The sequence below is a fragment of the uncultured Arcanobacterium sp. genome, from assembly GCF_947253055.1.
Lineage (GTDB): Bacteria > Actinomycetota > Actinomycetes > Actinomycetales > Actinomycetaceae > Arcanobacterium_A.
The window spans coordinates 1-22,183 of record NZ_CAMXYE010000012.1; the positions used below are offsets into that span (position 1 = coordinate 1).

Genomic DNA, 22,183 nt, shown 5'->3' on the forward strand with positions numbered 1-22,183 from the left:
TTATCCGCAATGTGACAGATATTGACGATAAAATTTTAGCTAAGGCGAGTGCCGCCGGAGCGCCGTGGTGGGCGTGGGGCTATAAATATGAAAAAGAGTTTACCGCCGCCTATAACGCCTTAGGCGTCTTGCCCCCTACCTATGAACCGCGGGCGACGGGGCATATTCCGGAGATGATCGCACTTACGCAGCGTATTATGCAAAATGGGCACGCCTATGCGGGAAATGCGGGAAATGTGTATTTCGACGTAGCTTCTCTCGCCGATTATGGTTCGCTGACGCGCCAATCTCTGGCTGAGCTGCATGTAGATACCAGCGATATAGAAGAAGATAAACGTTCTCCCTACGATTTTGCACTCTGGAAGGCACCTAAACCGGGCGAACCGGCCAGTGCAGCGTGGGAAACTCCTTGGGGAGCTGCCCGCCCCGGCTGGCATTTAGAGTGCACTGCCATGAGTGAAAAATATTTAGGTAAAAGTTTCGATATTCACGGCGGCGGCATAGATCTGCGTTTTCCACACCATGAAAACGAACAAGCACAAGCGCACGGAGCGGGTTGTGGATTCGCGCGCTACTGGATGCATAACGCTTGGGTCACTATTAAAGGCGAGAAGATGAGTAAATCTTTGGGAAATTCGCTTCTCGTAGAAAGCATTTTGCAAGAATATCCGGCCGCTTTAGTGCGTCTGGCTCTCGGCACGGTGCACTATCGCTCCACGGTGGCGTATTCAGAAGAAACCTTGCTGGAAGCAGCAGCAGTTTGGGAGCGGTTGAGTGGCTTTGTGAAAAGAGCTGCGGAGATGAGTGGGGAAATAGCTCGGGCAGAAATTGCTGAACTTCCTGCCACGCAATTCCCAGCGGATTTCCAAGCAGCGATGAATGACGATTTAAATGTGGCGGGAGCGCTCGCCGTCATACACGAAGTAGTGAAGGTGGGCAATAACGCGCTCGCGGCCGGAAAAGTTGCCGAAGTGCAGAAATGCCAGCTGGAAGTGCGCGCAATGCTAGATGTACTAGGTCTAGATTCTTTGGCGGCTCCGTGGCGGGAGGAAGATACGGCTAGTTCGCGCTATCAAGAAGCATTAGATGTATTGGTGCATAGATTGCTGGCGCAGCGAGCAGCGGCGCGGGCGGAAAAGAATTGGGCAGTTGCTGATTCTTTACGTGATACTTTGCTGGCGGCTGGCATTACGGTAGAAGATAGCGCGCAGGGCGCCCATTGGAAAATCAGTGGAAAATAACGAAGAGGGCAGAAAATAATGGCTAATCATTTTGGAGGCCCCGGCGCCGTGCGCAAAGGTAGAAAAAAGGGAAGCACCATCGGCTCGGGTGGAAAGACTCGGGGGCATCGAAAGAGCCGCGGGCCGACGCCAAAAGCAGAAAACCGTACCTATCATCCGGCTTATAAACGGAAGAAAGAATTAGAAGAAAAGGCGGCAAAGGCAAAGACGGCCCAGCTGCGGAAAATTCTGCAGATTCCCAAGAGTCACGAATTAGTAGTAGGGCGTAATCCGGTATTAGAGGCAGTGGAAGCGGGAGTTAATTATCTACGGCTTTTTCTAGTGCACGATTTTGAAAATGACGAGCGCATTACGCGGGCGGCGGTGCACGCTACCGAACAGGGAATTCCGATTGTAGAGGTGAGCCGGCGCGAACTAGATCGCATGAGTGAGCAGGCTGTGCATCAGGGTATTGCGATAGAAGTGCCGCCGTATAAGTATGCCGATGTGCAAGAACTAGTGGATATAAGTGCGGAAAAGGCGCGGCCGGGGTTGATTGTGGCTTTAGATTCCGTGACTGATCCGCATAATTTAGGAGCGGTGATTCGTTCTGCGGCTGCTTTTAATGCAGACGGTGTGTTGATTCCCGAGCGGCGTTCGGCAGGTGTGAATGTGGCTGCGTGGAAAGTATCTGCGGGAGCTTTGGCGCATGTGCCGGTAGCGCGAGAAACTAATTTAGTGCGGGCGCTGCAGTATTTACAGGAAGCAGGGTATTTCGTAATCGGATTGACGGGAGAAGCCGACGCCATGCTCCGAGAAGTAAATCTCGCCGATATGCCTCTGGTAATAGTGACGGGTGCAGAAGGGAAAGGGCTATCGAGATTAGTGGCGGAGCAGTGTGATGTGCGAGCAGCTATTGAGATAAATTCGCAGGTAGAATCGTTGAATGCAGCTGTGGCCACCGGTATTGCTTTGTATGAAATAGATGGTCGGCGGGCAGGAAGCACGCAGAGTTAACGGCGCGCGTGCGTGGTTGCGTGGTTGCGTGGGTGCGTGGGTGCGTGGGTGCGTGGTTAAAGATACATCGCTAGGTAGCTGAGAGGCGTTGCGGTAAAAGATTATTTATAGAGAGATTACGTATGGAAAATAAATTAGAGGCTTTCTGGATACATGCGATAAATGCGGCGCGTTTAGATCCGGATACGGCGTTTTCGGGGCAAAAGGAGCTAACTGCGCTTTGCCCGGTGGCTTTTGCCGGTGGAGATACGGAGGCGGAGGCCGATGCTTTTCTGGAAGCGGTAGTTTCGGGAAAGAAAAAAGTATTCTGTAGCTATATCCCATCATATGAGATGGAAGGTGTCCCCTATCCGGAACGGGGCGATATGGCGATTCTTTGCGACGGGAGAGGAAATCCGCGCGCGCTATTAGTGACTGAATGCAGTGAAAAAATACCTTTTCAGGAAATAACGGAGGAGATTGCGCGGGCCGCGGGAGAGGAATCTTTAGCATCCTGGCAGGAGAAATACCGAAAAATATTCAGTGCGGAATGCGGGCAGCAGGGAAGAGAATTTTCGGAAAAAGATTCGGTGCTTATAGAGCATATAAAAGCGATTTACGTAGCTTAACCCCTAAAAGAAAAACACCACTTAATTCTTACACTTTTTTCGCTCGCGCGCTGCTTTTTAGCGCGTGAATACTTTAACAGTGCCTAGCTTTGGCTACTTTACTTTTTCCCATTACGATGGCGGGGAAGCAAAACTACCAGAGGAGAGGTTGCTGATGAAGAAAAAATTTGGGTGGTCGCTACACGGAGATGGGCGGCACATAGCCCCGGGGGAAGTGGTTACCCCGCATGAACGAATGGCCTGGCCGATTACAATCGGCATTGGTGCCCAGCACGTGGTGGCAATGTTTGGAGCCACCTTCCTGGTCCCGCTATTGACTGGTTTCGATCCCTCGACGACTTTGTTCTTCACCGGATTCGGAACCATTCTTTTTATGTTGATAACTTCCGGGCGGCTCCCCTCTTATCTGGGATCATCTTTCGCCCTAATTGCTCCGATTGGCGCTGTCACCGGCTATATAGCGGGCGGCGGATCGCCCCTAGATCCGGATAAAGCTGCTCTAGCTCAAGGCGGCGTGATCGCCGTCGGCGCCACTTTGGCGCTGGTCGGCTTAGTGGTACATTTTGCGGGCGCACACTGGATTGATAGGTTAATGCCTCCCATCGTCACCGGAGCAATCGTTTCTTTAATCGGATTCAACTTAGCGCCTGCCGCATGGAACAACGTAAAACAGGCTCCTATCACCGCGCTCACCACAGTCATTACCGTATTGCTGGTCACGGTACTGTTCAAAGGAATTATTGGCCGGCTCTCCATCTTAATCGGGGTAATAGCCGGATATATTATGGCGGTAATTCGCGGTGAAGTAGATTTCGCAGGTATCGCAGACGCCTCCTGGCTGGGCGCTCCGGCTTTCCGCGCCCCGGCTTTTGACCTTTCGCTGCTCGGCTTATTTGTGCCGGTAGTGCTGGTATTGATTGCGGAAAATGTGGGTCACGTAAAGTCGGTTTCGGCAATGACGGGTGAAAATCTCGACGACGTCACCGGGCGGGCACTCTTTGCCGACGGTATCTCCACCATGTTTGCCGGAGCCGGCGGCGGTTCCGGTACCACCACTTACGCAGAGAATATCGGGGTAATGGCCGCTACGCGCGTCTACTCTACCGCTGCCTACGTAGTGGCGGCAGTGATTGCGCTCGGTCTCTCTATGCTACCTAAGTTCGGGCAGCTCATTGCGACTATTCCTCCGGGGGTACTCGGCGGCGCGGCCACCGTCCTCTACGGCATGATCGGTATGCTGGGCGTGCGTATCTGGGTACAGAATCGAGTAGATTTCTCTGATCCAGTGAATCTCAATACGGCTGCTGTGGCAATGGTACTCGCAATCGCTAACTACACCTTGCACTGGGGAGATATGGTATTCGAAGGAATTGCCCTCGGTTCTTTCGCTGCCATCATCATCTACCACACCATGCGGGCTATTTCGCGCTGGCGCGGTACCTCTATGGAAGCAGCTTCTCCGGCCTCCGCTCCGGCTGGTGCAGAACTAGAACCGGGCGCACTGCGCAGAGATTTTTCCGTAGAGAAATAAGGAACAGGGGAATAACGAACAGGAGAATAAAGCAAAGAAAAATTCTTAGTTTGCGCTATTCTTAACTGCGCAGAGCCGCTCTTTAAGGTTCCACACAACCTGAGAGCGGCTCTGCCGCTTTTTGAAAGTCCTTTTCTTGCGGATTTTTATGCATGGAATCCCAGTTATTGCCAATTACTATATTTACTGAATCGAGTTTTTTCTCCTCACTTAGCTGAATAGTGGCATCCGGGAAGAAAGCGCGCAAGGTATAGGCGGCGGCGAGATTCTTTTTTGTAGTAATCAGCAGCACCGGAGCAGTTAAAGCGGGGCCCTCCCAGTTGCCTACTTCTGCCACTTGCACATCTTGATCTTGGAGTGCTTCGGCTACTTCGCCCGCCAAGCCGCTCTCACTTCCGGCGTTAAATACTTTGGCAGTTATTTCTGCTAGCTTTTTTGCCTGCATATTCTTCGGTGGGCAAGGAATCAGCTGCTGTGCAGAAGTTTCTTTAGCTAGGCCGTGGAAAGGAAAAGGAAGTACGCCCGTCCAAAAAAGAGTATTGAGGAAGAGTAGGCACACCATCACGGCACCTATTCGGGTAAAGAGGCGTATTTGCCGCGCGGTGCGGTGCTGTTGATAAGCGGTGCGCTCGGATGAGGAAGGCTCAGTAGTTTTCACAGTTTCTAATCTATATCAGGAAAAGTAGTGAAGGTAGGCAGAAAGGGAGAATTAGCTTCTGGGGAGAGTGTATAGAAAATCCAGTATCTAAAAAGCCGTATTAAAAAGTAAGAATTTGCAGTACGGAGGTATGTGCACTCGCAGAGCTGAAAGAATCTACTACTTTTACGACTCCGCGTTCTCCGATAGCTTCTTGAATAAAGAATTTAAAAGTCCGCTCTTGAATTCCGGGAACTATGCTCTCTAGGTCGTAGAAATAACGAGAAACTACACAGATATTGCCGTTCTCGAGATGTACTTCCATTCCCATGCGGCGCAAGGTATTGGCCACGTCAGCTTCCAGATTCGAAGAATCGCTCAGGCTGCCGTAGTATTCTCCGCGTAGAAGTGCTTCTAGGAGAGCTTTTTCATTGGGGCCACCAGTGGCGATAGAAGAATTTACTTTTTCAAAAAAAGGAATCTGGCCGGTGCTGGCGCGGTAGATGAAAAGTGGGCGGCCTTTATTTCCGTCTCGCTGCAGACTGCGCTCTATGTATCCGTAGGAATTCAATTTTCGCAGTGCATTACGTACCGAATTTGGGTGCACGTCTACAGTCTGGGCAATAGAGTTTATATCTGCCCAAGAATTGAGTTCTTGCAGATGCTGCAGTATAGCTTGTTGGATATCAGAAAGTTGCACAATTGTATGATACTTAAAGTACTAAATTAATTTCAATAGTTTAAACAATTAACTTATTTTTAATTTGAGATTAAAGTCCTAAATAGATTGACGAAACCCTCTTTTTTGGTGCAGAATAGTAGCAAAAGTCACTATATGTGGGCAGTAAAAAATTAGCTGCGGCATAGTTTGGTGCACCAAGCAGGGGCGTCAAGAAGTGAAAAATTAAATATAAATTAGTTATCGAGTTTTAGACACAAGATCGCTGGTGATCACTATTAAATAGGTGTCTTGCTTTATATCGCATTTGTTAAGGGAGAATTTGTTAGGGGAGAAGATGAAAGTAAGATTTAACCGTTCGAGTGAGAAGCGATTCACCCGAGCGATTTCGATAAAAGCTGCTGCTTTTTTGGGATGTATAGCGCTATTAGGTGGAGGTATTTTCGCTACGCAGGCGCAAGCTGCTCCACCAGGTAACAATCCCGTATATCAAAGTCCGGAAGAAGATACCGTACTCACTTTCACTCCGGGAGCGTCGCCGATGGCGGGTACTATTGAATCTCCTGCCGAGAAAGGTGCGAAGAATAGCATTTCCGGGACCGTACTCTTTCGGCGTGGAGGCGCACTTAATGACGGAATAAACTCAGCATCGCGGCCAATACCGATGAAAGGCGTGCGTGTATATGCCCAATGGTTGGAAAAGCGCGGAGCTTCTCCTATTTACTGGGCCGTTACCGATGAAAAAGGTGAATTTAATATCGCTATGAAGCCAGTGAATATGGCTAATGCGAAGAAGTTAGAATTTGATGCCAATCCGATGCTCGGCCAAGCTGAGAAAGTAAGAGTGTGGGCGGAGAACCCCGATAATAAGACCTATGCGGTGCTCTACAACTACACTATGGGCACTCTTTGGCCAAATGTGCCGATTAGTGATGTGGCGAATCGGGCAGATTGGAATCTTGCTACTAAGAAATTAACGAACGTAAATATCGCTTTCGGGGAAGCTCCCAAACCGGAAGTAATGCATTTAGATAAGCCAGCGGCCACGGAAGCTAAACAAGCGGGTGGATTTATTGAAGGCACAGTTTTCTGGAATCTAGATCGTTTGGTCAGCGGCGTATCTTGGTCGAATATCAATTCGAAGAATTCTTCCGATATTCCGGCAAATTCAAAAGTCACTATTTCCTATCTTTCTGATTACGCTCTGCAGCGCATTTATTCTGACGGCCCAGCCGCAATTAGGTTCGATGGCAAGATTCGCGATTTGAAGTGGAATTCCGTCTGGGAAGCAAAGCTACAAAATTGGATCAAGCGCGAAATGGCCAAAGAGGGCAAAAAAAAGTGGATAGCGGAATCGGTAACGGTGGATAGTGATCCGGCTACCGGGAAGTATGTAGCCCAGTTCAAAGGTATTTGGGGCTCGGCTTGGGATACGAGCGCAAAGGTAGGCGGCTTGTGGACTCAAGAAGAAGTAGATCGCTTGCACACTTTAGCGCTCAGTGCAGATACTGGATCTTGGGGAGCTACCCCCGTGGGCGAGCAGAAGCATATCAATAAAGATTGGATGTTTATTTCCACCTCGTACACTCCCGGAGTAGGAATTACCAGCCCCTGGCATATGAACGGCTATCTGAGTGAATCTATTTCTTGGAAAATATGGAATCTAAATCAAAGCAATTTGAGCTTCACGCCCGAATCAAGCGGCTTTGATGTCTATCCGTACAATATTACGGATAACTTTGCAAAGCCGGGTGATACTGCGCATACAGCTACCACTGGTTTGCCGACCGAAGCGGTAAATAAATTGCAATATCAAATTGAGTGGACAGAGACCGAAACGGGCAAGGTGGTGAAAACCTGTGATGCGGTAAGCGCAGATAGAAATGGAGGGCTTCCCTCTTGCGACTATCAAGTAGCAGCTGACCTCAAGGGTACTACCTCCTATACGGCTATTCTTTACGCCTATGCAGATGGTAAGCGTGGTGTTGCGCTGGCTGCGGATTCATTTACTGCGGCGATTGGCAATACACCTGTTTACGAGCTGACGAAGGTCTTACCCGGTAAATCGGCAGTATCTGGAGAGCCAGAATTTGCAGATGCTAAAGGTAGTACGGCTAATTCGGCAGAAGTAAAGAAGCAGGTAGTAAAGTATGAGCTGGCGGAGGCAGCGGCAGATGCGGCTGCTCCGGGCACGGCAAGTATTGATGCGGAGACGGGTAAAATCACTTTGCAGACTACGGCGGAACAAGCCGGCAAAGATTTCTTTATTCCTATGAAGGCTACCTTCAAAGATGGCAGCGTGCGCACCGGAATAGCTCCGTTTAAGGTATTGAAAGATACTGATGGAGATGGCTTACCGGATCCCAATGATCCAGATAATCCGCAAAACGGAGAGGATTTTTGCCCCACCGTGTTTGGCCCAGATTTCAATGATGGGTGCCCGCTTCCGAAGTGGAATGACGGCGTCACGGATGTAAAAACTCCGATTGATTTACCCAATGTGGGAGATAACGATCTACGGGATTATCAAGGAAATCCGGTAGCAGGAAAGGTCACGAAACTTCCGGCCGGTGCTCAGATTGTGGTGAAGGGTAATGGCGAAGCGGAATTTGCTGCAGGCGCAGATGGGGTGAAAGATGCTCTGCATGTGACTCCGAAGAATGCGAAAGACGGCGATAAGATTCTGCTCACCGTCAAAACTGCAGACGGCAAGCATGTAATTGACGATGCTGTGGTAGATATCTGGAACGATGAAGATGGCGATGGAGTACGGGATAAAGATGATGATTGCCCAGGTACTCCGGCAGGCACCCCGGTAAATGAGCGGGGCTGCCCGCTTCCGACTGCCGATAACGGCAAGACTACTGCTACCGGTAAGTTACCGAAGACGGGAGCTCCGGGAGCAGCTGGAGTATTTGCCTTGGCAGCTGTGCTAATGGGTGCCGGTATCGGGATGCGTTCTCGCCGAGCAGATTAATTCACTGCTATTGATGCGGAGTTAAAAACTCGGTAATCGATACGTGCGGCGGGCAGTTTCTCCAAACTGCCCGCCGCCGTTTTTCAGCTTAAAATAAAGGAAAACCCCGCCAAATCAACGATTCAGCGGGGTGGCTGGCGGAGGATGGGGGATTCGAACCCCCGAGGGCGTTAACCCAACACGCTTTCCAAGCGTGCGCCATAGGCCACTAGGCGAATCCTCCTCGGGCATCTACTTTATAGAATTTATAAAGTGAACACAGATACTCATTCTAACTGGAGGGCGCGAAAAAAAGAAAGTCGGTGAGTTAGAAGCGAGGTGGTTTTACTCTCATCGTCTCGTGGAGAGGACTCCGAGCGGAAAATCCCGTATTATAGGCAGTGGCTCCTCATGTGGCGCTATCTTGTGGAATCCCCCAGGGCAGGAATGCAGCAAGGGCACATAAGCTCTGGCGGGTGCGTGAGGAGTCTTTATATTTTTATTGCTGAGCTTCTCACTAAATATCTATAAATAAACAGGGCGTGGGCAGAAGCGTTACAATATGCACGTGAATGAACTTGTATTAGGGATAGAAACTTCTTGCGATGAAACGGGTATTGCCTTGGTGCGCAACGGGGAACTGCTGGCGGACGTCACAGCTACCTCGATGGATGAATATGCCCGCTATGGTGGAATAATTCCAGAGATTGCCTCGCGCGCGCATTTAGAGTCTTTTCTTCCTACGCTGCAGGCAGTACTGGATAAAGCGGGAGTGGAGTTAGCGGAAGTAGATGCCGTGGCCGCTACCGCGGGGCCTGGTCTAATAGGATCTTTGATCGTAGGAGTGAGTGCGGCAAAGGCCTTGGCTTTTGCGCTGGGAAAGCCTTTCTACGGGGTTAATCACATTATCGCTCACCTGGCGGTAGATGAGCTTGTGCACGGAGATTTGCCGGAAAAATTTGTAGGACTGGTAGTTTCGGGCGGGCATTCCCACTTGCTGCTGGTGCGTAATATCGCCACAGACGTGGTAGAGCTGGGTGGCACTTTAGATGATGCTGCTGGCGAGGCTTTCGACAAAGTGGGGAGGCTGCTGGGTTTGCCTTATCCAGGTGGCCCGCATATCGATAGGTTAGCGCAGCAGGGAAATAGAGAAGCGATTCGATTCCCGCGGGCACTTTCCTCTGCGAAAAATAAAGAAAAGCATCCTTATGATTATTCGTTCTCTGGGTTAAAGACGGCGGTGGCGCGCCATATCGAAGGTTTGGAAGCGCGCGGAGAGGAAATCCCTAAAGCCGATATTGCGGCCGGTTTTTCCGAAGCAGTAGATGATGCTCTTTCGGCAAAAGCTATTGAAGCTTGCCTGCGCAATGGCTGCGATACTTTAGTAATTGGGGGAGGATTCTCGGCTAATTCTCGGTTGCGGGAATTGGCGCTAGAGCGTGGAGAGCGCCATGGCATTGAAGTGCGTATTCCGCCTATTCGCTACTGCACCGATAATGGAGCGATGATTGCGGCACTTGGTTGGGAGATGGTGCGTAACGGTGTGGAGCCGTCGCCACTCGATATTACGGTCGATACCGGAATGCCGCGCGATATCACTATTATCCACTAGTCAAGCAGCTATCTGGCAGTTATCCAGCGGCTATCTAGCAACTGGGTAGCGGCAAAGCAGCGGCTGGGCAGCGAAATTTATATTCTCCTGCTCAGCGCGGTATTTTACACAATTGGTAGCTGCGGCGGGCAGAGAACTGCTTTTCCTAGCCATTTGTTTTAGAAAAAGCGGCCAGCCGGAAAATTGCGTAGAATAAAAGCGTGAGTATTGCCCTGTACCGGCGTTATCGGCCGGAAACGTTTACGGAAGTAATTGGCCAAGAGCATGTGACGGAGCCGCTTATGGCAGCTCTCGCATCCGGCAATACTACGCATGCCTATTTATTTTCTGGACCGCGCGGCTGCGGCAAGACTACTTCTGCGCGCATTCTGGCTCGGTGCTTAAATTGCGCCGAATATCCCACCGCTATTCCCTGTGGAAAATGTGATTCTTGTAAGGAATTGGCTCGTTCCGGATCTGGATCTTTAGATGTGGTAGAGCTGGATGCGGCTTCGCACGGCGGAGTAGACGATGCGCGCGAATTGCGGGAGCAAGCGGGATTTGCTCCGGTGCGTGATCGATACAAGATTTTTATTATTGACGAAGCCCATATGGTTACCAACCAGGGTTTTAATGCATTATTGAAACTGGTGGAAGAGCCGCCGGCACACGTTAAATTTATTTTTGCCACGACCGAGCCAGAAAAAGTAATCGGCACTATTCGCTCCCGTACCCATCACTATCCATTTCGCCTAGTGCCGCCGCCTATTCTGCTCGAATACCTGGAGCAGATTTGCCAAGCGGAAGGGATAAAAGCGGGAAAAGATGTACTCTCGTTAGTGGTACGTGCCGGCACCGGTTCGGTACGCGATACGCTTTCCGTGCTAGATCAAATAATTGGCGGTTCCCAAGGCGATACTTTAGATTACGAACGTGCCGTAGCTCTGCTGGGATACACCTCGGCGCATTTAATTGATGACGCAGTAGTAGCTATTGGAGAGCGAAACGGAGCAGAGCTCTTTACCGTAGTAGATAAAATAGTGCATTCGGGCCACGATCCGCGCCGTTTCGTAGAGGATTTACTGCAGAGATTCCGCGATTTAATAATCATTGCGCTCGCGGGAGAAGCTGCGGGAGATGTCTTTTCTTCGGTACCGGCAGATACCTATGCGCATATGCAGGAGCAGGCACAGAAAATGGGTGCGCGGCGTGCTTCTCGCTGTGCCGATCTTACGAATGAAGCGCTTAATTCTATGGTTGGCGCTACGGCACCGCGCTTGCAGCTGGAGTTGCTCTGTGCGCGGTTGCTGGTAGATGAGCAAAAATCGCGTGATACGCAAGAAGTGAAATCGCTGGCGAATGGGGATGCTAGCGCTGGAGCTGGGCAGAAGCAAACGCCTCCTCCTTTTGCAAAGCCGATGGAAGATCCGCGCCGGCGGGCAATGCCCAATATGCCTAGTACGCCGCAGATGCCTAGTGCAGTGAATACGTCTAGTATGCCGCCCGTGCCGCCCAATTCGCCGCAACCTGGCGCCAATTCCGCGCCGGCGGGTAGCGGCAATTCGGCGTCTACCGGAGCAAATTCGGGAGATAATCTGGGCAATAAAGGTGATAAGGCTGAGCAGGAGCAAATAGCGGCACAGTGGGAAGCTATTAAAGAGCAAGCGGCGAATACCTCTGCGGCCGCAGCCGAAGTCTTAGCGCCGGCAAGTGGAATAGCGCAAGTAGCGGGAGCGGTAGTGAGTATAGCTTTCCCTAGCGCGGCGCAGGCTCAGCATTTCAATAAAACGATTCCGGCTTTGAACGCTCTAGCTATGGCCATTTATCAGCATACTGGCTGGAAAAAGCGGCTAGCGGGAGTGGTAGCGCCGGCAGCGCCGGCTAGTGACGCCGAGCAAAATGCGGAAAATACAGAGACTAAGGAAGCCGCGGAGACTAAGGAAACTGCAGAAACTACGGAAACTGTGGAAGCTACCGAAACTGCAGAAACTGGGGATCCGGCTGGAGTGCTCGGGCAACTTCTCGAATCTCCGAAGGAAAAGCCGGCGATTTCTGTGGAGGAATCTGCAGTGGCATCTGCGGCGGCAGTAGCGGTGGCGTCTGTAGCGGAAATCCCTTCCGAAAGGCCTTTCTATGCGAAAGATATGCCGAAATTACCTCCGAAGCGCCCAGCTGCGAAAAATAGAAAAACTGGGAAAGCTGGGCAAGCTGGGTTAGCTGAGAAATCCGGGTTAGCTGAGCAAGTCGAGCAAGCCGGGCAAGCTGGGAAAGCTGGAAAAACCGGACAAGCCGAAAGCGCCGAAAAAGCTGCGCCGCCGCAGCCGAGTGCAGAAGAAATAGCAGCGCGGGAAGAGGCAGAAGTATCGGCAGATGATCCAGTAATTGATCAATCTGAAGTAGTGGGATTAAAAGTCGTTTTGAAAAAATTTGATGGAAAAATAATCGGCAGGCAATCTGCTAAGGATGGCGCTTAATGGCAGGCATTTATGATGGAGCAGTACAGGAGCTTATTACTGAATTAGGAAGACTGCCGGGAATTGGCCCGAAAAGCGCGCAGCGAATTGCTTTTCATCTACTAGAGGTAGACGATGCGGAAGTGCAGACGCTGGTAGAGGCACTGCAAGCCGTAAAAGAAAAAGTGCGTTATTGCAGCGTGTGCGGAAACGTGACCGAAGCAGAAATATGCCGCATTTGCGCCGATCCGCGCCGGCTCGATTCCGTGCTCTGTGTAGTGGAAGATTCGCGCGCTTTAGTGGCAATTGAAAAAGCGCGGGAATTTCGCGGCCGCTACCACGTATTAGGCGGCGCTATTGATCCAATAGGCGGGGTGGGGCCGGAAGATTTACGTATTCGCGAACTCTACCAACGATTAGCAGAGGGAAATATTAAAGAAGTAATTCTCGCTACTGACCCGAATGTAGAGGGAGAAGCCACCGCCACCTATTTATCGCTTAATTTAGCGCCGCTGGGTGTGATAGTTTCGCGCCTAGCTTCTGGGTTACCTATTGGCGGTGATTTGGAGTATGCCGATGAAATTACTATTTCGCGTGCGCTAGAGGGGCGTCGGCGTCTTTATTCTCCAGACGAAACGAAATAGCACGCAAAACGTGACTATAGTAAGCAAAACGTGACTAACGTAATGCTGGCAGCGAGGAGAGTAGCCCGAAACGCTTGCTTTTCTCCTTTAGACTGAAGTAAGGGAAAGTTAATAAGGAGCACTAGTGAGCCTAGTTGTACAAAAGTTCGGCGGATCTTCCGTAGCGGATGCAGAATCTATTCGACGGGTAGCGCGGCGGATAGTAGATACTTATAACCAAGGTAATGAGGTAGTGGTAATTGTTTCGGCAATGGGAGATACCACCGACGACCTTATCGATTTAGCTCGTTCCGTCACTCCCCGTCCGCGCGCGCGCGAAATGGATATTCTCCTCACGGCGGGAGAAAGAATTTCGATGGCGCTGCTGGCAATGGCAATATCGGATCTGGGAGTACCGGCGAATGCTTTTACTGGCCAGCAGGCTGGGTTACTTACGAATGAGATTTACGGCAAAGCCTCTATTGTGGGAGTAGTGCCGGAGCGCATAGCTCGTACCATTCGCGAAGGCGGTATTGCCGTAATTGCCGGTTTCCAGGGAGTGAATACGGATAGTGACGACGTCACTACCCTGGGGCGCGGTGGTTCTGATACCACGGCAGTAGCTTTCGCGGCGGCGTTAAGAGCGGATTATTGTGAGATATTTTCCGATGTAGACGGGGTGTTCACAGCTGATCCGCGTATTGCCCCTACGGCTCATAAACAGCCCGCGCTCACCTATGAAGAGACTTTAGAGTTAGCTGCTCACGGCACAAAAATTTTACATTTACGCGCAGTTGAATATGCCCGCCGTTATCGGGTGCCATTGCATGTGCGTTCATCGTTTTCCGATAAGGAAGGAACCTGGATTGTGGAAGAGAAAGACGAGAAATATCTAGATGGCAAGAATGAAGCCCCGATGATTTCCGGGATTGCCCACGATAAATCGCAGGCAAAAATTACGGTAGTGGGTGTTCCAGACGAACCAGGCACGGCGGCGCGGCTCTTCGCGATTGTGGCGAGTGCAGATGTAAATATCGATATGATTGTGCAAAATACTCCTACTAATGCAGCTAATTCGGCAAATATTTCTTTCACCTTGCCGAAAGACGATGTGCCGGCTGCTTTTAGTGCCCTAGAGGCAGCGCAGGATGAATTAAAATTTACCAAGCTCAAATCTAATGAAGGCGTAGGTATTCTTTCGTTGGTTGGCGCGGGAATGCGCTCGCATCCGGGAGTATCGGCACGGCTTTTCGACGCCTTGGCAGAAGCAGGAATTAATATCGATATGATTTCTACTTCGGAAATTCGTATTTCGGTAGTGCTTTTGGAAAGTCAGCTCGATGAGGCAGTAAAAGTAGTGCATACAGCCTTTAATTTAGATTCAGAGGGCGAAGTAATCGTATACGGAGGTACGGGAAGATGAGTATTACATTAGCAGTGGTAGGCGCTACCGGGCAGGTAGGGCAAGTGATGCGTACGCTAATTGCGGAACGGAAGGTACCGGCCGAAAAACTCCGGTTTTTTGCTTCTGCACGTTCCGCAGGTAAAGAGCTAGATTTCCGTGGGCAGAAAATAGTCGTAGAAGATATCGCGAAAGCAGATTTTTCGGGAATAGACGTAGCAGTTTTCTCGGCGGGTGCCAGCGTATCGAAAGAGTATGCGCCGAAATTTGTGCAAGCCGGAGCGCTGGTGGTAGATAATTCATCTGCTTGGAGAAAAGATCCGGAAGTGCCGCTCGTGGTATCGGAAGTAAATCCGCAGGATCTGCGCAACCGCCCGAAAGGAATTATCGCTAATCCGAATTGCACCACTATGGCCGCTATGCCGGTATTAAAAGTGCTGCACGATGAAGCGCAATTGCAGCGGCTAATAGTTTCTTCCTACCAGGCAGTTTCCGGCTCGGGTGTGAAAGGCGTGCAGGCACTGGCAGAGCAGACTCGCCGCGGTGCAGCCGAAAACTTGGAAGGCTTGGCTCTGGACGGCAATGCGATTAGCCATCCGGCCGATACTACCCCCTATGTGGCTCCGATTGCTTTTAACGTAGTAGCGTGGGCGGGAAATCTTGTGGAAGATGGTTCGCGAGAGACCGACGAAGAGCAGAAACTGCGGAACGAAACGCGGCGTATTCTGGGGATTCCGAATTTGCCGGTAGCTGGGACTTGTGTGCGCGTGCCGGTATTTACTGCTCACGCCTTGAGTATTAATGCCGAATTTGCAGCTCCTATTAGCCCTGAACGGGCGATTGAGCTGCTAAAGAGCGCTCCAGGTGTGAAATATGTGGATGTGCCTACTCCTTTGCAAGGTGCTGGAGTAGATGATTGCCTCGTAGGGCGCATCCGGCAAGATCAATCCGTGCCAGACGGGCGCGGGCTGGCGCTGTTTGTGGTGGGCGATAACCTGCGAAAAGGTGCGGCTCTGAACACTGTGCAGTTGGCAGAATTGCTGATTGCAGAGTTGCGCGGCGCGTAAATAGCAGCACGGCGCGTAAATAGCAGCACGGGCTGATTTTTAAGCCATATATCCAGACCAGTCTTCTGAAAGACTGCTGGCAATATCGGGGTGTAGCTGGGAATTCGTTTCCGTGAGCACCGCTGCCTCATTCGGGCGATCTTTGAGCACATTCTCAATATAAGATTGCACGGCTTCGGGCAGTGAAATATCGTGCCCGGCATTTTCGGCGATGAACCAGCGGTGGTCAAGTATCTCGTGGAAAAGCTGCGCGGGCTGTAATTTTCCGCGTAATTCGCGCGGAATAGCTCGCACCGTCGGCTCGTAGACTTTTGCCAACCACTGATGAGCCACCACCGAAAGCGGTTGCCCCTGATTCTCGGGCAGCATCCGGAACTGCTCCATATTATTCATCATGCGCCGCGCCTGTTTTTCTTCTACATCCAAGCCAGTGAGGCGCATCAATTTCCGCGAATAATGCCCAGCATCTACCACTTTCGGGTGAATAGAGAGGAAAGTGCCGTTTCTATCGGTCTTCATAGCTAATTCGCCTACGTCGAATCCCAGTTCATTGAGGCGGCGGATTCGATTATCTACCCGCCACCGCTCCGTGAGAGCAAAGGATTCTTCTGAAGTGAGTTCTTTCCAAAGAGAAGAATACTGAGCCTGGAGGCGATTACCAATAGCAATTGCATCGAATCCCGTATCGAGAATTCCACCCGCTTGCAGATCCAGCAGTTCCCCGACGATATTCGTCCGCGCAATATCTACGTCGTTTTCCCGCCGGCCGGCAGAGAGAGTAGCCTGCAATGATCCAGTTTCTGCGTCCACCAGATAGGCGGCAAATTCTCCGGCGTCTCTCCGGAAAAGAGTATTTGAAAGAGAAATATCTCCCCAATAGTAGCCATGCAGATGCAGGCGCACAATCAATACAGCTAAGGCGTCAATAAGCCTATCCACAGTCGAGTGGCGAATAGCTGCCTGCCCGAATACGGCTCGGTAAGGCAAAGAATAGGGAAGATGATGGGTAATAAGCACGGAATTCAGAGCTTCACCACTGGCGGTGAAGCGGTGGGAGATGACGGCGAGTGGCTCTACACAGGGAGCATTCAGCCGGTTGAGCTGGCGCAACATATCGTATTCATGGCGTGCCAGCGCCTCATCTATCTCTTTTACTGCCAAAATATGGCCATCTAATTTTACAAAACGCACCATGTGGCGCGAGATACCGCGCGGGAGAGCAGCAATTAGTTCCTCCGGCCATTCCCGCAAGGGCAGCTGCCACGGCAAATCTAAAAGAGCAGGAAGCACTTCGGCAGAGGTAATTTCGAGAGCTTCTTCCATTAGGTTCCCTTCTCGGCAATGGAGCGACGGAGGGGTACGCACTGCACCCCTCCGTCTATATTAAAGAGTATTTTCGAGAAAATGCGCACGGACGCGTATTAATGCGCGCGGAGGCGTATTTCCGAAAAGTACTTAGGCAAAGTACTTAGTCGAAGTACTTAGTCGCCGATTCGCTCTCCGCTCTGGGCAGAGAAGTAGTGAATATAGGCGGCGTCTGGGCAAATATATGCCGTCTCACCAGGGGCAGGATGTACCTCGGGGGATACTCGCACCGTCATCGTCTTAGATTTATCGCCAGAACCGAAAAGATGGGTTTCATTTTCTGCTCCCACAATAGTGCCGTATACATAGGAATCCGATCCCAGGTGTTCCACAAAGGTGACGTGCAGCGGAATCGCATTTTCAGTCTCGGCACTTACCAGATTAAAGGCTTCTGGACGGATACCTACGATTACTTCGGTAGCATTTTCGCCAGTGAGCGCAGAGCGTACCGGCGCCGGCAGATTAATGCGCGCTTCTCCGAAGGCGGCCTGCATCCCATCTATTCTCCAGGTGCCCAGGTTCATAGCGGGAGATCCAATAAAGCCAGCTACGAAAGCATTGGCGGGGCGGGAGAACATTTCATCCGGGGAAGCTACCTGCTGCAAAATACCGTCTTTCAAAACGGCGATACGATCTCCCATAGTGAGAGCTTCCGTCTGATCGTGGGTCACATATACGGTAGTGACGCCCAGATTTCTTTGCAGAGCCGCAATCTGAGTACGAGTTTGTACGCGCAGTTTTGCATCCAGATTAGAGAGAGGTTCGTCCATCAAGAATACTTGCGGTTTCCGTACGATTGCCCGCCCCATCGCTACGCGCTGGCGCTGCCCGCCGGAGAGAGCCCGGGGTTTCCGGTCTAAGTATTCAGTCAAATCTAATACGGCGGCGGCTTCTTCTACCCGCTTCCGGATAGTTTCCTTATCTACGCCCGCAATTTTCAGAGCAAAGCCCATATTATCGGCCACCGTCATATGCGGGTAAAGAGCATAGTTTTGGAAGACCATCGCAATATCGCGATCTTTCGGGCTCACATTGGTCACATCGCGCTCCCCAATATAGATATTTCCGGAAGTCACGTCTTCTAATCCGGCCAACATACGGAGGGAAGTAGATTTTCCACAACCAGAAGGCCCTACTAATACCAAAAATTCTCCGTCTTTAATTTCGAGATTTAAGGCATTGACCGCGGGATTTTCTGCTCCCGGGTATATTAAAGTGGCGTTTTTGAATGTAACGGTAGCCATCGCTATTCCCTTCACCGGCAGGTACGTGCCGGACGATCCGAGTGAAAAGGTGCATGAATGGTTAGAATCAGCACGGTAAATACTTCGGCGTATTTACTAAGTTTAAGTCTACATATTTGCCCATAGTTGTAAATGCCGATGGGTGGCTTTGCAAGATTTTCGAAAAAATTCGGGGAAGAGAGCGGGGATTTCTGCCGGGTGCCGGAGTGAAAAAGCCACGGTAGAATAAAAGAAAATGGCGGGAAAAATCTCGGTGAAAAATAGCGAATAAACAACTGGAAAATTATGCAAGTATATGGCTATGAGCTGGTAAAATGTATCGGGCGGGGCGGGGTGTCTACTGTCTATGAAGCCCTCGATCCAGCTGGGCGGCGAGTAGCTTTTAAGCGCCTCCATCCGGCGGTGGCAGCGGAGCCAGCGGCGCGCGAGCGGCTGCGGCGCGAAATAGCAATGTTGCAAAGAATTTCCGGTTCCGGCGTCGCACAAATCATCGATGCGGAGATTGCGGCCGATGAAGTATTTATCGTCACGGAGTTGGTGGAGGGCTTAACTCTAGAAAAAGATGTGGAGATAAACGGCATCTACACGGAAGAAGATTTACTGCGACTCGGGCAGGAGTTACAGCAGATTTTAGAAAATGTGCACCGCGCCGGCGTCTTACATCGAGATATTAAACCCGCCAATGTGATGGTAGGGAAAGCGGGGCCGGTATTAATTGATTTCGGCATTGCTCAGCTAGGAGAAGATACCCGCCTCACGCAGCAAGGATTTTTAGCGCATACGCCAGGATATTGCGATCCGCAGGTACTGCAGGGAGCTTCTCCAAATAAAGAAGCTGATTGGTGGGCGCTAGCTGCCGTGCTCGCCTATGCCGCCACCGGCAGTGCTCCTTTCGGAAAAGGAAATGCCTCAGCCATTATGCAGCGGGTGCTGCATTCGCCCCCCTACCTGCCGGGGCTCTCTCCCATTCTGCAAGCCGCTTTCTGCCAAGCATTGGCAGTAGATTTTACCCAGCGTATTTCCTATGCCGAGCTGCTGGAAATAATTGCCGATCCACATCAAGCTGCCACACTGCTCACGCCGCTAAAGGCACCGCAAGAGGTGGAGCAAAGGGCGGAGCAGAAGACGGAGCAGCCAGCCGTGGCTCCTACTTTGGTGGCGGAAACTGCTCCCAACTGGGAAGCTAGCGAGGATTATGGCACAGACTCCACGGAGTACGCCGGAAACGATGGTGGAGAATATGGCGAGGAGTATGGCGAAGAGTATGGCGATACTTACGATGATGCGTATGGCGATACAGATGCTGATGCCTATGGTGCGCCGAATTTACTAGTACAACCTGGCATGGCGCTGGCAGAAAATTATCTACCCGCCCTTCCGCGCTGCCGTCTACAAATACTATTGCTGGGGGTAGTTAGCGTCTTTGTGGGGGCAGCTGCACCGATACCAGGAGGAGCAGCATTCCTAGTGATACTTCTTCTCTTAGATATAATCGGTACTCTCTACCAGAAAAATGTGCGCTATTTTGTGAAGAAGGGCCGGCAGCGCGATGGCTGGGGATGGATAACCATGCAGCTTCCTATTTCTTTACCGGGGATAATAGTGCGCAGCGTATTCTTTGGGGCGGTTGCGGCCGGTATTTTCTGGGTGCTGAGTTGGCTCCTTTCTACCTATGTGCTCGATTTGCAGAACGCAGTACTAATCGGAATAGCCAGCGCCTTAGCAGTTTCCTGGAATCTGCCTTTTAATGCCCGGGCCCGGCTGGGATCGCGGTGGCTTTGGCAAGAAATAGCTCCAGAATTCCGCTACCAACTTCTTTGGTGGATAATTGGGGGCGCTCTTGCGGGAGCTGCCTATATTTTCTGGCAGAACGCTCCGGAATTTAATTGGCTGCAGTTTCTGAATCTGCCGAGTTAATTTACTATATTTAGAGCGAGATTAGGAAAGCGCTTAAAGCGAGATTAGGAAAGCGCTTAGAGCGAGACTAGGAAAACGCTTAAAGCGAGATTAGGAAAGCGCTTAAAGTATATTTGTAGTACGGAAAAGCGAGCGGAAAGAAAATTATGAGCAAGAGCAATAAGCTTACGAAGAAAGAACGCCGCGCTGCTACGCGGGAAAAAATGCAGGCATTGCGGGAGCAGGAGCGGAAAAGAGCGAAGCGCAATCGCCTCATAGCCGGGGGTATAGTGGCGTTAGTGCTGGTAATTTCCCTCGTAGCGATTATAAAAATAGTGGGAGCTCATAAAGAAGAAAATTACACCGGTACGGCGCGCGCGGCTGAATTGCAGAATGTGACTAAAGATTACGGAATACCTTTTGGGAAAGACGGCAAGGCAATTGCTGCGCAAGAGGGATTGCCGCAGGTGGGAATCTATGCTGACTATATGTGCAGCCATTGCATCGTGCTCCATCACGAAGCGAAAGAAGCTTATAAGGAGCATGAAAATGCCGGAGATGTGCAGTTAATTCAGCATCCGGTAGCAACTATGCGCACCGAATTTTCTGAGTTGGGTGCGGCGGCAGTTTTCTACGTTGCCACCTATGCACCAGATAATTTCGGAGATTTTAACGATGCACTTTTCGCTAAGTCTTACGACATTATGAGTGAGAAGAGTGAGCCACCGAGCGCAGAAGAGATAGCACGTATTGCCGCCAAGGCGGGGGTGCCGAAAGATGTAGCAGCTGACCTACCGGCTTCTATTACTTCTGAAGCATGGAAGAAAGTAGTGGCCGAATCCAATAAAGTATTTTCCGACCACAACTATAAAGGCACCCCTACGATTACCGTAAACGGCGAAGAGATAAGCGGCTGGAGCAAAGTAGGAATGCCAGAATTCTTAAAGCAGGTAGCAGCCCTAAAGAAGTAGAGTGATTCCACTTTTGGCAGCCAGGTGGCACTTTGTAGCCCAGCTATAGTAGCTCTATAACTACCGTATAGCTAAGTGGCATTTTTGCGCGGGCTTCTGGCATAATGAAGTGCGCAAGAAATGCTTGAGCAGAAAACTGCTTGCTTCTTGCCGATGCCTCCTTAGCTCAGTTGGTAGAGCGCCGCTCTTGTAAAGCGAAGGTCGTCAGTTCGAGTCTGACAGGGGGCTCCATCTAGACGCTCATTTTGATACAAAGTGAGCGTCCTATTTTCGTGTTGCGAAATCTGGTGTTTCGCCTTGTCAGGGCTGGTTTGTGTGCGTTGGTAGCTTTGTTGGTTAACTGTTGGAAACGTCGCTGGTTCGGCACAGTTTGTCAGATTTCTAGGCTGACGGAAGGTTCCGAGAAGCAAGCGCCAAAAAGTATGGTTTCCGCCAAAAAGTGTGCTCAGCAGGTTGAGCTGCTTACTGCTCAAGTTAGCCAGTTCGATGCTGCTATAGCAGACGCAAAGACTACATTGGAGCTGGCAGTCAAGCCCGCACCACATGCTGATGGATACGCCGATTCTGACGAAGGTAAGGCACAAATAGATCAGCTAAACAAAGCAGTCGATAAGGCCGAAAAATCTAAGGCCGATAGTTCTAAGCCAGGTTGTGCTACCCGCAACGAGCTTAAAGCGATCACTGGGCTAACAGGTGAGCGCGGCAAAGCTATTGACGAACTAAACAGCAATGCTGAACAGTTCAACGAGAGCCTGGGCAAGTGGCGGCTGAACAAGGCTAGTGAGCAAGCAAAAGCTGGCATGGATAAAGCTAAAACCGATATGAGCAGGCTCGCAAAGATGCCGACGCGCAGTTGAGCGCGGTTGACGGCGATGGCTCATTGGGTACAAATGGGGCTGTTAAGGCCGCCTATGATGAGCTAA

17 protein-coding genes, 2 tRNA genes and 1 other RNA gene are annotated in these 22,183 nt (G+C 50.8%); 15 read left to right on the top strand and 5 right to left on the bottom strand.

What is annotated here, in order from left to right; genetic code table 11:
- The 4 genes from cysS to Q0X35_RS01570 all read left to right on the top strand — a co-directional run.
- Positions 1-1,241 (top strand): cysteine--tRNA ligase (gene cysS / locus Q0X35_RS01555; protein WP_297564688.1); only part of this gene is annotated, 1,241 nt, incomplete at its 5' end.
- A gap of 18 nt (positions 1,242-1,259) precedes the next feature.
- Positions 1,260-2,237 (top strand): 23S rRNA (guanosine(2251)-2'-O)-methyltransferase RlmB, encoded by a 978-nt coding sequence (rlmB, locus tag Q0X35_RS01560; protein ID WP_297564690.1) that lies wholly within the window; start codon positions 1,260-1,262, stop codon positions 2,235-2,237.
- A 122-nt stretch (positions 2,238-2,359) separates the two neighbouring features.
- Positions 2,360-2,845 carry an ASCH domain-containing protein gene (locus Q0X35_RS01565; RefSeq protein WP_297564691.1) on the top strand — a complete coding sequence of 162 codons (486 nt, stop codon included), beginning with the start codon at positions 2,360-2,362 and terminating at the stop codon, positions 2,843-2,845.
- Between the two features lie 154 nt (positions 2,846-2,999).
- The gene (locus Q0X35_RS01570) at positions 3,000-4,376 is read left to right on the top strand and encodes a uracil-xanthine permease family protein (protein ID WP_297564693.1); all 1,377 of its coding nucleotides are present in this window, start codon (positions 3,000-3,002) and stop codon (positions 4,374-4,376) included.
- An 82-nt stretch (positions 4,377-4,458) separates the two neighbouring features.
- Here Q0X35_RS01570 and Q0X35_RS01575 read toward each other — a convergent pair whose 3' ends face one another.
- A complete protein-coding gene (locus tag Q0X35_RS01575; protein WP_297564695.1) occupies positions 4,459-5,034 on the bottom strand; it encodes a LytR C-terminal domain-containing protein in 576 nt (191 codons plus the stop codon).
- A 100-nt stretch (positions 5,035-5,134) separates the two neighbouring features.
- Complete coding sequence (locus Q0X35_RS01580; RefSeq protein WP_297564696.1) at positions 5,135-5,713, bottom strand: hypothetical protein; 579 nt, start codon at positions 5,711-5,713, stop codon at positions 5,135-5,137.
- A 316-nt stretch (positions 5,714-6,029) separates the two neighbouring features.
- On the opposite strand from Q0X35_RS01580, the gene Q0X35_RS01585 reads away from it, so the two are divergent.
- Entirely contained in the window at positions 6,030-8,669 is a 2,640-nt protein-coding gene (locus Q0X35_RS01585; protein WP_297564701.1) for a Rib/alpha-like domain-containing protein, read from the top strand.
- Between the two features lie 135 nt (positions 8,670-8,804).
- On the opposite strand, the gene Q0X35_RS01590 is transcribed toward Q0X35_RS01585, so the two are convergent.
- A tRNA-Ser gene (locus tag Q0X35_RS01590) sits at positions 8,805-8,892 on the bottom strand.
- 156 nt (positions 8,893-9,048) lie between these two features.
- On the opposite strand from Q0X35_RS01590, the gene ffs reads away from it, so the two are divergent.
- From ffs to Q0X35_RS01620, 6 genes are all read left to right on the top strand, one after another.
- An RNA gene (gene ffs, locus Q0X35_RS01595) (signal recognition particle sRNA small type) lies at positions 9,049-9,144 on the top strand.
- Positions 9,145-9,216: 72 nt separating this feature from the next.
- Positions 9,217-10,260, top strand: a complete 1,044-nt coding sequence (tsaD, locus tag Q0X35_RS01600) for a tRNA (adenosine(37)-N6)-threonylcarbamoyltransferase complex transferase subunit TsaD (RefSeq protein WP_297564703.1) — start codon at positions 9,217-9,219, stop codon at positions 10,258-10,260.
- Positions 10,261-10,460: 200 nt separating this feature from the next.
- The gene (locus Q0X35_RS01605) at positions 10,461-12,713 is read left to right on the top strand and encodes a DNA polymerase III subunit gamma and tau (protein WP_297564705.1); all 2,253 of its coding nucleotides are present in this window, start codon (positions 10,461-10,463) and stop codon (positions 12,711-12,713) included.
- Positions 12,713-13,336, top strand: a complete 624-nt coding sequence (gene recR, locus Q0X35_RS01610) for a recombination mediator RecR (protein ID WP_297564706.1) — start codon at positions 12,713-12,715, stop codon at positions 13,334-13,336. Before Q0X35_RS01605 ends, recR begins: the two co-directional genes overlap by 1 nt.
- Before the next feature lie 124 nt (positions 13,337-13,460).
- Complete coding sequence (locus tag Q0X35_RS01615; RefSeq protein ID WP_297564708.1) at positions 13,461-14,738, top strand: aspartate kinase; 1,278 nt, start codon at positions 13,461-13,463, stop codon at positions 14,736-14,738.
- Positions 14,735-15,784 carry an aspartate-semialdehyde dehydrogenase gene (locus Q0X35_RS01620; protein ID WP_297564710.1) on the top strand — a complete coding sequence of 350 codons (1,050 nt, stop codon included), beginning with the start codon at positions 14,735-14,737 and terminating at the stop codon, positions 15,782-15,784. The genes Q0X35_RS01615 and Q0X35_RS01620 overlap by 4 nt, the downstream gene beginning before the upstream one ends.
- Before the next feature lie 39 nt (positions 15,785-15,823).
- Here Q0X35_RS01620 and Q0X35_RS01625 read toward each other — a convergent pair whose 3' ends face one another.
- On the bottom strand, positions 15,824-17,107 hold the full coding sequence (locus Q0X35_RS01625; RefSeq protein WP_297564712.1) for a DUF4032 domain-containing protein: 1,284 nt from the start codon (positions 17,105-17,107) through the stop codon (positions 15,824-15,826).
- 158 nt (positions 17,108-17,265) lie between these two features.
- Complete coding sequence (gene ugpC, locus Q0X35_RS01630) at positions 17,266-18,393, bottom strand: ABC transporter ATP-binding protein (protein WP_297564714.1); 1,128 nt, start codon at positions 18,391-18,393, stop codon at positions 17,266-17,268.
- Between the two features lie 285 nt (positions 18,394-18,678).
- Between ugpC and Q0X35_RS01635 the strand changes: the two genes are divergently transcribed.
- From Q0X35_RS01635 to Q0X35_RS01650, 4 genes are all read left to right on the top strand, one after another.
- Complete coding sequence (locus tag Q0X35_RS01635) at positions 18,679-20,310, top strand: serine/threonine-protein kinase (RefSeq protein ID WP_297564716.1); 1,632 nt, start codon at positions 18,679-18,681, stop codon at positions 20,308-20,310.
- Between the two features lie 146 nt (positions 20,311-20,456).
- A complete protein-coding gene (locus Q0X35_RS01640; RefSeq protein WP_297564718.1) occupies positions 20,457-21,260 on the top strand; it encodes a thioredoxin domain-containing protein in 804 nt (267 codons plus the stop codon).
- 155 nt (positions 21,261-21,415) lie between these two features.
- Positions 21,416-21,491 (top strand) — tRNA-Thr (locus tag Q0X35_RS01645).
- Positions 21,492-21,505: 14 nt separating this feature from the next.
- Positions 21,506-22,117, top strand: a complete 612-nt coding sequence (locus tag Q0X35_RS01650) for a hypothetical protein (protein WP_297564720.1) — start codon at positions 21,506-21,508, stop codon at positions 22,115-22,117.
- Positions 22,118-22,183: the final 66 nt, after the last annotated feature.

Coding starts and splice junctions, on each gene's coding strand:
- Q0X35_RS01635 (WP_297564716.1), top strand. CDS start 18,679: ATGCAAGTATATGGCTATGAGCTGGTAAAATGTATCGGGCGGGGCGGG.
- Q0X35_RS01570 (WP_297564693.1), top strand. CDS start 3,000: ATGAAGAAAAAATTTGGGTGGTCGCTACACGGAGATGGGCGGCACATA.
- Q0X35_RS01585 (WP_297564701.1), top strand. CDS start 6,030: ATGAAAGTAAGATTTAACCGTTCGAGTGAGAAGCGATTCACCCGAGCG.
- Q0X35_RS01565 (WP_297564691.1), top strand. CDS start 2,360: ATGGAAAATAAATTAGAGGCTTTCTGGATACATGCGATAAATGCGGCG.
- rlmB (WP_297564690.1), top strand. CDS start 1,260: ATGGCTAATCATTTTGGAGGCCCCGGCGCCGTGCGCAAAGGTAGAAAA.
- recR (WP_297564706.1), top strand. CDS start 12,713: ATGGCAGGCATTTATGATGGAGCAGTACAGGAGCTTATTACTGAATTA.
- Q0X35_RS01625 (WP_297564712.1), bottom strand. CDS start 17,107: ATGGAAGAAGCTCTCGAAATTACCTCTGCCGAAGTGCTTCCTGCTCTT.
- Q0X35_RS01640 (WP_297564718.1), top strand. CDS start 20,457: ATGAGCAAGAGCAATAAGCTTACGAAGAAAGAACGCCGCGCTGCTACG.
- ugpC (WP_297564714.1), bottom strand. CDS start 18,393: ATGGCTACCGTTACATTCAAAAACGCCACTTTAATATACCCGGGAGCA.
- Q0X35_RS01620 (WP_297564710.1), top strand. CDS start 14,735: ATGAGTATTACATTAGCAGTGGTAGGCGCTACCGGGCAGGTAGGGCAA.